We start from the raw sequence: 13,204 nt of genomic DNA on the forward strand, positions 1-13,204 counted from the left end.
TATGCGGGTAGTATCAATCAGCGTCAATGGCCTCGCCCAGGCCGTTGAAAAAGGCTTTTTCGACTGGCTGGCGCGGCAGGATGCTGATGTCGTCTGCGTGCAGGATCACCGCATGCGGGCGTACGAGATTGAGGACTACAATCTGATTCCCGAGGGCTACGAGGCCTATTTCATTGATGGCGAGAAGAACGAGGACGGTGGGGTAGGCATCTACACCCGGCATTTCCCGAAGGCCATCATGTACGGCTTTGCCAACGAGCAGGCAGACCGTGAGGGGCGGTTCATTCAGGCCGATTTCGACAAGGTCTCGGTGGCTTGCGTGCTGGCCCCTTGCGCCCTGGGGCGCGAGGAAGAGCCCATCGGTGAAGACGACCTCACGGTGCTGGACCACAAGGACGAGTTCATGGAGTCCTTCGGCCTGCACATGCAGAAGACCCTGCGCAAGCGCCGCCAGTTCATCTTCTGCGCCAACCTGCAGACCGCCCATCACGTGACCGACGCGAGCCCCCTGTATCACAAGCTGGACTTCTCGGGCTTCCTGCCCCACGAACGTGCGTGGCTGGATCGTTTGTTCGATGAAATGGGCTGCGTGGATGGCTTCCGCGAGATCAACAAGCAGAGCAACCAGTTCACCTGGTGGCCCGAGCAGGCCGAAGGTTCCCGCAAGAACGCCGGCATTCGTGTCGACTACCAGCTGCTGACACCAGGCATCCGCAAGACCATTCGCGACGGCTGGATCGACGACGCCACCCGCTTCTCCGATCACGCCCCCGTGATCATGGACTACGACATAGAAATCGGCTTTTAAGCTTTGGGGAAGGCGCGTGCGCGGCAACGCTTTCCCAGACACGCTACGAGCACATCCATGTGCGCTTGCATCGGGCCATCCTTGGCCCTCAACAGTCTGGAAAAGCGTCGCCGCGCACGCGCCCCGAGCCTACGGGGGTCCCGAACAGCAGCGGGTCCGGAGGAGGAGGTTTATCCGGGACCGTCTCCGGCCAGGGAAGGCCGGAGCCGAGCGCACATGGATGTGCTTGTAGCGTGTCCCGGATAAACCTCCTCCTCCGGGCACGCGGGCGACCTGCTCTGCAGTAATCAGCCCTCCAGAGCCGCCTTCTGAATCCCGAACAACTCCTCAATACCCTGCTTCGCCAGAGTCAGCATGCTGTCCAGCTCCGACTGGTCGAACGGCGCGCCTTCCGCAGTTCCCTGGATCTCGATGAAGCCACCCCGGTCGGTCATGATCACGTTCATGTCGGTTTCCGCCTCGGAGTCTTCCGGGTAATCCAGGTCTACCACCGGTGTGCCCTGATACATGCCAACGGACAGAGCCGCGACCATCTGCTTGAGCGGGGATTTCTTCAGCCGCTTCTCGGCCACCAGATAGTTGAGGGCGTCCACCAGTGCCACACAGCCGCCGGTGATGGCCGCGGTGCGGGTGCCGCCGTCAGCCTGGATGACGTCGCAGTCAACGGTGATGGTGTGCTCACCCAGGGCCTCGAGATCCACCGCAGCGCGCAGGGAGCGGCCAATCAGTCGCTGGATTTCAACGGTGCGCCCGCCCTGTTTACCGCGAGCGGCTTCCCGGCCCATGCGGCTGCCGGTGGAGCGTGGCAGCATGCCGTATTCCGCGGTGATCCAGCCCTTGCCTTCGCCCCGCAGAAACGGGGGAACCTTGTTTTCGACGGATGCGGTGCAGATAACCTTGGTGTCGCCGAATTCCACCAGTACGGAACCCTCGGCGTGCCGGGTGTAGTTGCGGGTGATTCGAACATCTCTCGGTTGCTCGGGCGTTCTGCCGCTTGGACGCATAGTATTTCCTGAAAGTCTGAATTGAATGTCCGGGCCGCGGCCCGGTTGGTGGTTTGTCGAAAAGGCCCGTGAGTATAACACGTTGGTCCGGGCCGTTTGTCCGGTTCGCGGAAGACGTTAAGAGCCTGTTAAACTCGAGTGCATGTTGCAAACAGGAGCGGAACTGAAATGATCCGAAGTATGACAGCGTTTGCCCGAAAGGATGTCCAGGGGGAGTGGGGTACGCTCACCTGCGAAATCCGGACGGTTAACCACCGCTACCTGGAGCCTTCCTTCCGGTTGCCGGACGCGTTCCGGGAGCTTGAAAACCGGTTTCGGGAGGCCCTGCGCAATCATCTGAAGCGCGGCAAGGTGGACGTGTCCATGCGCCTGCAGTCCGCTGAAAAAGGCGTCCAGAGTTTCGAGGTCAGTGAGGATATGGCCCAGGCGGTCAACGAAGCCGCGAATCACATCAACAAGATGCTCGATAACCCCGCCCACATCAACGCGCTGGATATTCTCCGATGGCCGGGCGTGCTCTCGGTGCCGGAGCAGGACTATGGTCCTGCCAAAGAGGCCGCCGTTGGTCTGTTTGAGCAAACCGTGGCCGAGCTTGCTTCGGTGCGCGAGCGCGAGGGTGAGCGGCTGAGGCCATTGTTCGAGGAACGTCTGAACACCATGGCAGAGCTGGTGGCGGACGTGCGCCAGCGAATGCCGGGGCTACTGGAAGCGCAGGAAAAGAATCTGCGGGAGCGTTTCGAGAAAGCCCGCGTTGAGCTGGACGCCGAGCGGGTGGCCCAGGAGATGGTGATGCTGGCCCAGAAGAGCGACGTTGCCGAGGAGCTGGATCGCCTGGATGCCCATATTGGTGAGGTAACTGACACTCTCAAAAGCGACGAGGCCATTGGTCGCCGGCTGGATTTCCTGATGCAGGAGCTGAACCGGGAAGCCAATACCCTCAGCAGCAAGAGCATTGATGCCGGCGTGACACGAGTCGCGGTTGATCTGAAGGTCTTGATCGAGCAAATGCGTGAGCAGGTGCAGAACCTGGAGTGAAGCAGGCTCGCCCGGGCCTCAGTTATGTTCGAGCGTGTCCAGCTCCGCTGGCAGTTCGATCTCGCGTTTCTGCCGGGTCAACGGGCAGTCGAAGGCAAGATAAACGGCCAGCAGCTGTAGCGGCTGTTTGGCGGGGCGCCCATAGAGGCGATCGCCTATGATGGGGTGCCCCAGGCCCGCCAGGTGGCGGCGAATCTGGTGCTTTCGCCCGGTTTCAATGGTGACCGACAGCAGGGATGTCTGGTTGTTCTGATGGGTTTCCAGGGTGGAGACGCGGCTGAGTGCGGGCTTACCTTCGACCGGCGCATCAACAGACTGGTCCTGTATGTCCAGTAATCCGCTCACCCTGGCACGATACCGCTTGGTCATGGCTCGTTCGCTAAACCGCTTTGAGAGCGCGCCCGCCGCCTTCGGGTCGTGGGCTATCAGCATCAGCCCGGCAGCGTCGGCGTCCAGCCGGTGGATCAGAAAACAGGGTTTGTTCAGCCGGATTTCGGCCATCCGCAGGAGGCTGCAATGGTCACCCCACTGTGAGCCCTGGGCCAGCACGCCGTGGGGCTTGAACCACGCGGTGTAGCGGCCGAAGTCCGCGATCAGCACCGGTTCGGCCGGTTTCCGGCCCAGGACTGACTCATCGTAGAACAGCTCCAGTCGAACGCCAGGCTTAAGCTCTTTGGTCGCTCGTCGCAGTCTCAACCGTTTGCCCTTGTGGGTCCACCAGCAGGCCCCTTTGGTCATCGCATCCTTGAGTTTCTGTTTCGAAAGCTCCTTAGGGAGTTTCGGAGCCTGGCTCAGGGCATCAATCGCTTTGCCGGGTTCGGTGAGAGTAATGTCAATGGTGATGCGCATGGCGTGGTTTCTGGATCCGGTGTCAGTGGTGGCAATAGTATCAGCTGACGGCGGCCCGGGGTGCGGTGATTTGCCAAAGTCCGTATAATTCCGTGTTTTAGCGGTTGGCGCAGGGGCGGCCGCTGGAGCCAGTTTTGGAGTTCTCGCCTTATGAGTCAGGCAGTTGAGCAGGCAGTTGAGCAGGCAGTTGAGAAGGGTACCCTCTATGTGATTTCGGCGCCGTCCGGCGCCGGCAAAACCAGCCTGGTGGCGGAGATGCTTCGCAATGATGGCCAACTGGGTGTCTCGATTTCTCACACCACCCGGGCGATGCGCGCGGGTGAGCAGAACGGGGTGAATTATCACTTCGTCGATCGCACCGAGTTCGAGGCCATGATCGCCCGGGGCGATTTCCTGGAGCACGCCGACGTGTTTGGCAACTACTACGGCACTTCCCACATCTGGGTCCGGGAGACTCTGGCCAGAGGTCAGGATGTCATCCTGGAGATCGACTGGCAGGGCGCGGCCCAGGTGCGCCGGTTGATGCCCGAATGCGTCTGTATTTTTATCGTACCGCCATCGCCGGAAGTTCTGCGTGAGCGACTTGTCGGACGCGGAACTGACGCGCCGGACGTGGTGGAGCGCCGGCTGGCCGAGGCCAGGGAAGAATGTCGCCACGCGGTCGAGTTTGATTTCCTGGTGGTCAACGACGATTTTGCCACCGCCCTGGCCGATTTACTGGCCATTGTACGGGCCCAGCGTCTTCGGATGACAGTGCAGCAAACAAGACACCGGGAACTGCTGGCGGGACTCTCAGGCCCGGCGCTGTAGGGGGTTTTCCTGTATACAAATTGCACCGGCCACAGTAAACTGTGCGGTCTGCTGAATCAGTCATTTTATTTGTCGGGGAAGTTATGGCACGAGTTACCGTAGAAGATTGCCTGGAAAACGTTGATAACCGCTTCCAGCTGGTCATGCTGGCTACCAAGCGTGCCCGTCAGCTCGCGACCAAGGGCGCCGAGCCGATGGTGGCCGAAGAGAACGACAAGCCAACGGTGATTGCCCTGCGCGAAATCGCCGAAGGCAAGATTACTCGGGATCTGCTCAAGGAAGAAGACGACGAGTAAGCGATCTGCGCAAAACAGGTCTATAAGTACCTGTGCGCAAGTGAGACCCGTTGAAATCTGTCCCCGCGGTTTTATAGTGTAGCTATAGAGCGTTGCTGGAAGGACTATGGAAGGACCCGGATGCGTGCATTCGGGTTTTTTTGTCCCTGAATTTTATGAGCTTGTGGAGGCGCGGTGTCGGCAGAGGCGACGGTTGAAGGGCTTGCCAGGGAGCTGAGCTCCTATCTGGATACCAATCGCATCAATCAGGTGCGACGGGCCTATTATTACGCCGAACAGGCCCACGAGGGCCAGATGCGCAAAAGCGGCGACCGCTACATCACCCACCCCCTGGCCGTTGCCCATATTCTTGCCGACCTGCGGCTGGACCATCAGAGCCTGATGGCTGCCATGCTTCACGACGTGATTGAAGACACCGGCATTCCCAAGGATGCCCTGGCCGAGCAGTTTGGCGAGGATGTCGCGGAACTGGTGGATGGGGTCAGCAAGCTGACCCAGATCGAGTTTCGATCCCGGGCGGAAGCCCAGGCTGAAAATTTCCAGAAAATGACCCTGGCCATGGCCCGGGACATCCGCGTGATCCTGGTAAAGCTGGCGGATCGTCTTCACAACATGCGCACTCTCGGGCCCATGCCCTACGAGAAGCGCCAGCGTATTGCCAACGAGACCCTGGACATCTATGCCCCCATCGCCAACCGGCTCGGCATGCATTCCATCTGCACCGAACTGGAGGATCTGGGCTTTTCCTCGCTGTACCCCATGCGCTCCAAATACATCTCCAAGGCGGTGGAGAAACTGCGGGGCAGCCATCGGGAGATCATTGAGGATATCCGCGGCAAGCTGCAGGAAAAGCTTGAAGAGAGGGGGCTTCCTGGCCGGATCCTGGGCCGGGAAAAGCATCTGAACAGCATCTACAACAAGATGAAGTTCAAGCAGAAATCCTTCCACGAGATCATGGATGTGTATGCCTTCCGGATCATCACCGACACCGAGGACGACTGCTACCGCATCCTGGGCGCGGTGCATAGCCTGTACAAGCCGCTGCCGGGCCGCTTCAAGGATTACATCGCCATGCCGAAGGCCAACGGCTACCAGTCCTTGCACACCACGCTGTTCGGCATGCATGTGAACATTGAAATCCAGATCCGCACCGAGGAAATGGAGCACATTGCCAACAATGGTATTGCCGCCCACTGGATGTACAAGAACGAGCCAAGCAGCGTCACCAGCGTGAATCAGGCGCGGGTGGACCGTTGGGTGAAAGGACTGATGGAAATGCGCGAGCGGGCGGATGACTCCATGGAGTTCATCGAGCACGTAAAAGTGGATCTGTTTCCCGACGAAATCTACGTGTTCACGCCCAAGGGCCGCATCATGGAGCTGCCCAGCGGCGCGACGCCGGTGGATTTCGCCTACGCCATCCATACCGACATCGGCAACGCCACGGTGGCCTGCCGGATCAACCGTAATCTGGGCTCCTTGAGTCAGCCGCTGCAAAGTGGACAGACCGTCGAGATCATCACCGCTCCGGGTGCCCGCCCGAACCCGGCCTGGCTGAGCTTCGTGGTCACCGGCAAGGCCCGAAGCAGCATCCGCCATGTCCTCAAGAGCCAGAAGCGGGCGGAATCCCTGGAACTTGGCCGCACACTACTGAAGCGCTCCCTGAAGGGTTTTGGCACCCGGCTTTCCGAGATCAGTGATGCCCAGAAGCAGGCGGTGGTCAATCACAACCAGGTGAACAGCTTTGACGACCTGATCAGCGATATCGGGCTTGGCAACCGCATGGCGTATCTGGTGGCGCGGCAACTGGTGACCGGTTCCGAGGCCCCTGAAACCAGCGGAGAAGCCCGGGATATCGAGGGTGGCAACCACAGTCCGGTCACTATTCGGGGCACGGAAGGGCTGCTGGTGCGCTTTGCCAGCTGTTGCAAGCCCATCCCGGGCGACCCAGTGGTGGGGGTGATGGATTCTGGTCGAGGTATGGTCATTCACTCAGACACCTGTTCCCGGTTGCCGGAGGACGATGAGGGGCGGGCCCGTTTGACCAACCTCAAGTGGGCCAAGGACATTACCGACGAGTTTTCCGTGGAGCTCCGCGTTGAGCTTGAGCGCCAGCGTGGGGTGATCGCCGAGATGGCCAATGCGGTGGCCATGGCGGACGGCAACATCGAGCGCATCAATGTGGAGGAGCAAAACGCTCGCTTCGGGGTTGTCAGCCTGGTGGTTCACGTGAACGGGCGCAAACACCTGGCCCGGGTGATGCGGCGGATTCGTAACATCCGAGCCATCACTCACATCAGTCGGGTGCGGCACTGACCGCGACCAAAGCCCGGTTGACAGTCGCACAGCCCAGGGGCGACGATTGGCGTTTTGCAAACGAGGAATACTAGGGTCATGACCAACAAATCCGTAATCCAGACCGAGAATGCCCCCCAGGCGATTGGTACCTACTCCCAGGCAGTAAAAGCCGGTGACACGGTGTACCTGTCTGGCCAGATTCCTCTGGTGCCCGAAACCATGGAGGTGGTGCCCGGTGATTTCTCCGCCAAGACCCGCCAGGTGTTCGACAACCTCAAGGCGGTCTGTGAGGCGGCAGGTGGTGAGCTCAAGGATATTGTAAAGCTCAATATCTACATGACCGACCTGGCGAACTTTGCCACGGTGAATGAAATTATGGCGACTTACTTCCAGGAGCCATACCCGGCCCGCGCGGCAGTGGGTGTTGCCGCACTGCCCAAAGGCGTTCCCATTGAAATGGAAGCAGTAATGGTGCTCAGCTGATACCAGATTCCGGTGCCAGCAGACAAAAAAGGCGGCTTTGGCCGCCTTTTTTCGTTCTCAGCCGGTGAGCTTGTCGATCATCGGCCGGTAACCTGCCCGGAAATCCGGAAATTGGAAGGTGAAGCCGGTGGCCAGGAGGCGGGCATTGGAGCAGCGTTTGCTGCCCGCCCTGCCGCCTTTGCGGGCATCGGGCGTGGGCTCCGCGCATGGCGTTTGTTGCTGCACCCAGCGGACCACTTCGTCGAGCCGCACGGGCTCACAGTCGCTGGCGATATATCGGGGTTCAAGCTGTCTGCCAGCAAGCGCCTGCCGGATCAGGTAGGCGGCGGCCTCGGCCGCGTCTTCCTCATGAATGCGGTTGCTGAACGGCGCCGGTGACTGCGGGTCCATTCGCCCGGCAATTACCTCTTCCAGGAAGCGCTGCCGCGTGGGGCCGTAGATACCGCTGAAACGAATCACCGTGGCCGGATGGCCGCTTTCAAGGGCCACCTGTTCGCCGGCCAGTACCAGTTGGCCGCTGAAGCGCGCTGGCTCTGTGACACTGGATTCATCCACCCAGCTGTCGTCATCCTGGGCGTATACGCTGGTGCTGCTGATAAAGAACAGGTGTCGCAACGACTGGCCGTTCAGGGCGTCGAGCAGGTTTTTCAGGCCGGTCACATAGGCATTGCGATAACCTTCTTCGTCATAGCTCGACGGTGTCAGGCAGTACAGGACGATATCCAGGCGTCCGGGCAGCCTTCCGACGAGGGTTTCCGGTCGGGTCAGGTCGGCACCAATACCGGTCACCCCGGCGGGCACCTGTGCGGGATTCCGGCGCAGGCCGAATACGTCGGCGTTGCCCACCAGCCGGGAGGCGATGGCCCCGCCGAGCTTGCCGCAACCTGCAATCAGGATTCGGGGTCGCTCGCTGTGTTCAGTGATTGCCATAGACAATTTCAATCCTTATGCTTTAGCTCATAAATAAGTGAAACTTCGACCCGCATCGATCTGACCGGAGCTCACCATGACTCTCACCGAGTTACGATACGTCGTTACGCTGGCCCGTGAAAGGCATTTTGGCCGGGCCGCGGAGCGCTGTCATGTCAGCCAGCCAACCCTCAGTGTTGCCGTGAAAAAGCTCGAGGATGAACTGGGCATCCCCTTGTTTGAGCGCAGCAAGAGCAGCATCCGGGTCACCGAGACCGGGCAGCGGATCATCGAGCAGGCACAGCGGGTACTCGACCAGGTTGGTCTGATCCGGGACATGGCTCAGGATGGCAAGAACCAGCTCAACTCGCCTTTGAAAGTGGGTGCTATCTACACCATCGGTCCCTACCTGTTTCCGCACTTGCTGCCAGAGTTGAGGCGGGCGGCGCCGGAGATGCCGCTGTACATCGAGGAAAACTACACGGCCAACCTGCGGCAGAAGCTTCGCCAGTCGGATTTGGATGCCATAATCATTGCGCTGCCCTTTGAAGAGCCCGAGGTAGTGACCCTGCCGCTGTATGACGAGCCTTTTGTGGTGCTGTTGCCAGCGGGCCATCCGTTGGCCGAGAAAAGCCAGTTAACCGCCGATGAGCTCGCCCGCGAACAGCTCTTGTTGCTTGGCCCCGGTCATTGTTTCCGTGACCAGGTGCTGGAATCCTGTCCACCGCTGGTGGAAGCGGTGACCCATCGCGTGGATACCGGCTCGCCAGCTCTTGTGACCGAGGGTAGCTCCCTGGAAACTATTCGCCACATGGTGGCGTCCGGTCTCGGTATAACCGTGTTGCCGTTGTCGGCGGCCACCGCCATGCAGTACCACGAGGATATCCTGGCGGTGCGGCCATTTGCCCCGCCGGTGCCGTTCCGTACGGTAGCCCTGGCGTGGCGGGTAACCTTCCCCCGGCCCAAGGCGATTGACGTGCTCTCACTGGCAGCGAGCCAGTGCCGGGTTATCGAAAAAGCCAAGACCGACACGGCTTCTGTGGCCGAAAGCGCCTGAGTCTCTCCATGACGTCACTGGATGACATCCCGGTCACCCAGCTCAAGGGCGTAGGAAGCGCCCTGGCAGACAAGCTTGCCAAGCTGGGCATAGTTTCCCTTCAGGATCTGTTGTTCCATCTTCCGCACCGCTACGAGGATCGGACCCGGATTGTGCCGATGGGCAGCTTGCGCATCGGCGATGTGGCTGTGGTGGAGGGCGAGGTGATGAAGTCGGACCTGGTGATGGGGCGACGCCGCAGCCTGCAGGTAACGCTCAGAGACAATTCCGGGTTCCTGGTCATGCGGTTCTTTCACTTCAATGCCGCACAGAAGAATCAGCTGATCGAGGGCGCAAGGGTGCGCTGTTTCGGCGAGGTTCGGCCAGGCCGGGCCGGTTACGAATTCTATCACCCGGAGTACCAGGTTAACCCGCCGCCCATGTCGCCGGAAGGTCAGGCCACCCTGACACCGGTCTATCCCCTGACCGAGGGCATTCAGCAGCCCCGTGTGCGGTCCCTGTGCCAGCAGGCCCTGGGCTATCTACAGCGCTATCCGATCAGGGACTGGCTACCCGAAAATTTTTTGGCCGAGTACCAGTTGCCAGCCATTACAGAAGCCGTGCAACTGGTGCATGCCCCGCCAGCAAACGCACCGGTGCACCTGCTGATGCAAGGTCGCCATCCGGCCCAGCAGCGGTTGGTCATGGAGGAACTGCTGGCGCACCAGTTGAGCCTACTGCAGGTACGTGAACAGATCCAGGCCCGTGAGGCCCTGCCGCTACTGCCCACCGGCGACCTGCCGGAACGCTTTCTCGACGCCCTGCCGTTTTCGCTCACCGGCGCCCAGCGCCACGTGCTGGCCGATATCCGGCAGGACCTTAGCCAGCCGCTGCCCATGCTACGGCTGGTGCAGGGCGACGTCGGTTCCGGTAAAACCGTGGTCGCCGCCCTGGCGGCCCTGCAGGCCATTGGCGCTGGCGCCCAGGTGGCTCTGATGGCGCCGACGGAAATTCTCGCCGAACAGCACTTCCAGAATTTCAGCGCCTGGCTGGAGCCGCTGGGCATACGGCTGGCGTGGCTGTCAGGCAAGGTCAAGGGCAGGGCAAGGACTGAGGCCCTGTCGTCTGTCAGTTCCGGCGAGGCGGCGGTGGTGATCGGTACCCATGCACTGTTCCAGGATGAGGTAGCATTCCAGCGTCTGGCGTTGGTCATTGTCGACGAGCAGCACCGGTTTGGGGTTCATCAAAGGCTGGCCCTTCGGGAGAAGGGTGTGGGAGGAGCACTGGCGCCGCACCAACTGATCATGACAGCAACGCCGATTCCCCGTACGCTGGCCATGAGCGCCTATGCCGACCTCGACACATCGGTGATCGATGAATTGCCACCTGGCCGTAAGCCTATAGAAACCATTGTAATACCCGACAGCCGCCGGGACGATGTCATTGATCGGGTTCGTAACGCCTGCCGCGACGGACGACAGGCCTACTGGGTGTGTACCCTGATTGAAGAATCCGAAGCGCTGCAGTGCCAGGCGGCAGAGGTGACCGCCGGCGAGCTGGCGGAGCGGCTTCCGGAACTGAAAGTCGGCCTTGTGCATGGCCGTCTCAAGGCTCAGGAAAAGGCGGCCGTGATGGACGAGTTCAAGGCCGGGGTCCTGGACCTTCTGGTGGCGACGACCGTGATTGAAGTGGGCGTGGATGTGCCTAATGCCTCACTGATTATCATCGAGAACCCGGAGCGTCTCGGCCTGGCCCAGCTGCATCAGCTGCGCGGCCGGGTGGGCCGTGGCGAGCAGGCGAGTTTTTGCGTGCTGATGTACCATCCGCCGCTCTCTGAGAATGGCCGGGCGCGGCTGCAGGCGCTCAGAGATAGTCAGGATGGCTTTTTCATCGCTGAGAAGGATCTTGAGATACGGGGGCCGGGCGAGGTTCTGGGCACCCGGCAAACCGGTATGATGCAGTTCAGGCTGGCGGATTTCGAGCGCGACAAGGGCTGGATTGAGCCGGTCCGGAAGATGGCACCGGAGCTCATGGCGCAGCCGGAGGTGGTACGTGCCCTGGTGCGGCGCTGGTTGGGCGAGAAAACCCGTTACGGTGATGTCTGAGGTCGTCTGTTTCTGTTTCCGGCGCGTAATTTGGGTTTGGAAATGGAGTTCGATCAATACCCGGGTCGTGAGTTTGCCCTATACTGAGCATTAAGAAACCGATCAGGAACGGAATTTCCGACAGAAAACAGCAACATTCTGGAGACAACTATGGATTTACCTGTTGCGGTTCAGCAGGCACTGGGTGATTCCGCGGCCGGAGTATCACTGCGGGATGCGGGCCAGGCCACTCACAGCGAACTGCTTCGAATGGTTCTGCTGAGCGATGGGCAGGGCAACCTCCAGGTCATTTGCCGAAAGGACGACATGATTGACCTGGAGCAGTTGAACAAAAGACTTGGGCGGGATTTGCGCCTGATGAAGCGACGGGAGCAGGTACGCGTGCGGGAACGGGCGGGGCTCAAGGCCTTGCCGGCATTGCCCTCGCTGACCGGCTGGCCCACCGTGGTAGACACGCGTGTGGACGAGTTGCTGGCGGTGGCCCTGGAGCTCGGCGAACAGAATCTGGCCATGGTAATGCCGGCGGAGGATTTTCGACTGCTGACTGCCAAGGCGGATCGTTTCAGCTTTGTGGTGCCGCCCGAGTCCATCGCCGTGAACCTCACCGACCACGGTCGTGACCGGGACCAGCTCCATTCAGCCATCAAGAAATTCACCGGCATGAGAATCCAGCAGAGGCTGGAGGATACACTCGAACTGCCCCCACTGCCTGAAACCGCACAGCGAATCATTCATCTTCGGGTGAACCCGAACGCGGTCATGGGAGACCTGGTGGATATCGTCGAAAGCGACCCCAGCCTGGCGGCGCAGGTGGTCAGTTGGGCTTCGTCTTCGTTTTATGCCGCGGCCGGTCAGGTCCGGTCAGTGCATGATGCGGTTTCCCGTGTGCTTGGTTTTGATCTGGTGATGAACCTGGCCATGGGGCTTTCCCTTGGCCGAGCACTGAAACAGCCTCAGGATCACCCGGATGGCTACGTGGACTACTGGCAGCAGGCCATTTGGCAGGCCCAGTCTGCGGGTATCCTGGCCAGCATGATGCCTCGGGGAGCGCGCCCGGTGTTTGGTCTCGCGTATCTGGCGGGGCTGTTGCACAATTTTGGGCACCTGGTACTGGCGCAGGTGTTTCCGCCTCATTTCAAGCTTGTGTGTCGGTCCCTGGAAGTCAATCCCGACATTGATTCGTCGGTGATCGAGCATTACCTGCTGGGGATAACCCGAGAGCAGATCGCGGCCCAGTTGATGGAAAACTGGGGCATGCCCGATGAAGTGACCCTGGCCATCCGGTATCAGAAAAATCCCGATTACAGCGGCGTTCAGAATGTCTACGCCCGACTGTTGTGGCTCGGACGCCAGCTGCTGACAGCCAGGGGCGTGGCGCTGGGTGCCGGAGAAGAGGTGAGTCAGGCCTTCTATGACGAGCTTGGCCTCGATCGTGAGCAGGTGGAGGAGCAATTCGACGAACTGGTCCTGAGCAAGGACAGTGTCATGGCCATGGCCGGCATGATGAACCAGTAACCCCTGATCGCTACCGCTAACCCGAGCCGAAATCCCCGCAATCAGAACCTAAAAAA

12 protein-coding genes are annotated in these 13,204 nt (G+C 60.4%); 9 read left to right on the top strand and 3 right to left on the bottom strand.

Annotation, left to right across the window (positions count from 1 at the left end):
• Position 1 precedes the first annotated feature (1 nt).
• The gene (locus BM344_RS12715) at positions 2-808 is read left to right on the top strand and encodes an exodeoxyribonuclease III (RefSeq protein ID WP_091990465.1); all 807 of its coding nucleotides are present in this window, start codon (positions 2-4) and stop codon (positions 806-808) included.
• A gap of 287 nt (positions 809-1,095) precedes the next feature.
• Here BM344_RS12715 and rph read toward each other — a convergent pair whose 3' ends face one another.
• On the bottom strand, positions 1,096-1,812 hold the full coding sequence (gene rph / locus BM344_RS12720) for a ribonuclease PH (protein ID WP_091990468.1): 717 nt from the start codon (positions 1,810-1,812) through the stop codon (positions 1,096-1,098).
• Positions 1,813-1,980: 168 nt separating this feature from the next.
• Between rph and BM344_RS12725 the strand changes: the two genes are divergently transcribed.
• The gene (locus BM344_RS12725) at positions 1,981-2,847 is read left to right on the top strand and encodes a YicC/YloC family endoribonuclease (RefSeq protein ID WP_091990470.1); all 867 of its coding nucleotides are present in this window, start codon (positions 1,981-1,983) and stop codon (positions 2,845-2,847) included.
• An 18-nt stretch (positions 2,848-2,865) separates the two neighbouring features.
• Here the strand turns inward: BM344_RS12725 and BM344_RS12730 are convergent, their stop codons facing one another.
• Positions 2,866-3,696 (bottom strand): RluA family pseudouridine synthase, encoded by an 831-nt coding sequence (locus BM344_RS12730; protein ID WP_091990473.1) that lies wholly within the window; start codon positions 3,694-3,696, stop codon positions 2,866-2,868.
• A gap of 150 nt (positions 3,697-3,846) precedes the next feature.
• On the opposite strand from BM344_RS12730, the gene gmk reads away from it, so the two are divergent.
• The 4 genes from gmk to BM344_RS12750 all read left to right on the top strand — a co-directional run bounded on the left by gmk (position 3,847) and on the right by BM344_RS12750 (position 7,583).
• On the top strand, positions 3,847-4,506 hold the full coding sequence (gmk, locus tag BM344_RS12735; RefSeq protein WP_091990475.1) for a guanylate kinase: 660 nt from the start codon (positions 3,847-3,849) through the stop codon (positions 4,504-4,506).
• Positions 4,507-4,589: 83 nt separating this feature from the next.
• Positions 4,590-4,802, top strand: coding sequence for a DNA-directed RNA polymerase subunit omega (gene rpoZ / locus BM344_RS12740; protein WP_008169593.1), 213 nt, complete (start codon positions 4,590-4,592; stop codon positions 4,800-4,802).
• A 174-nt stretch (positions 4,803-4,976) separates the two neighbouring features.
• Positions 4,977-7,118 (top strand): RelA/SpoT family protein, encoded by a 2,142-nt coding sequence (locus BM344_RS12745; RefSeq protein ID WP_091990477.1) that lies wholly within the window; start codon positions 4,977-4,979, stop codon positions 7,116-7,118.
• 78 nt (positions 7,119-7,196) lie between these two features.
• A complete protein-coding gene (locus tag BM344_RS12750) occupies positions 7,197-7,583 on the top strand; it encodes a RidA family protein (RefSeq protein ID WP_091990479.1) in 387 nt (128 codons plus the stop codon).
• 57 nt (positions 7,584-7,640) lie between these two features.
• Here the strand turns inward: BM344_RS12750 and BM344_RS12755 are convergent, their stop codons facing one another.
• The gene (locus tag BM344_RS12755) at positions 7,641-8,513 is read right to left on the bottom strand and encodes an NAD-dependent epimerase/dehydratase family protein (protein ID WP_091990482.1); all 873 of its coding nucleotides are present in this window, start codon (positions 8,511-8,513) and stop codon (positions 7,641-7,643) included.
• A 76-nt stretch (positions 8,514-8,589) separates the two neighbouring features.
• Here BM344_RS12755 and BM344_RS12760 point away from each other — a divergent pair, with 76 nt between their 5' ends.
• The 3 genes from BM344_RS12760 (at position 8,590) to BM344_RS12770 (ending at position 13,148) form a co-directional block, all read left to right on the top strand.
• Positions 8,590-9,549, top strand: coding sequence for a hydrogen peroxide-inducible genes activator (locus BM344_RS12760; RefSeq protein ID WP_091990486.1), 960 nt, complete (start codon positions 8,590-8,592; stop codon positions 9,547-9,549).
• An 8-nt stretch (positions 9,550-9,557) separates the two neighbouring features.
• On the top strand, positions 9,558-11,633 hold the full coding sequence (gene recG / locus BM344_RS12765; RefSeq protein ID WP_091990489.1) for an ATP-dependent DNA helicase RecG: 2,076 nt from the start codon (positions 9,558-9,560) through the stop codon (positions 11,631-11,633).
• A 150-nt stretch (positions 11,634-11,783) separates the two neighbouring features.
• Positions 11,784-13,148 (top strand): HDOD domain-containing protein, encoded by a 1,365-nt coding sequence (locus BM344_RS12770; RefSeq protein ID WP_091990491.1) that lies wholly within the window; start codon positions 11,784-11,786, stop codon positions 13,146-13,148.
• Positions 13,149-13,204: the final 56 nt, after the last annotated feature.

The organism is Marinobacter gudaonensis, from assembly GCF_900115175.1.
Taxonomy (GTDB): domain Bacteria; phylum Pseudomonadota; class Gammaproteobacteria; order Pseudomonadales; family Oleiphilaceae; genus Marinobacter; species Marinobacter gudaonensis.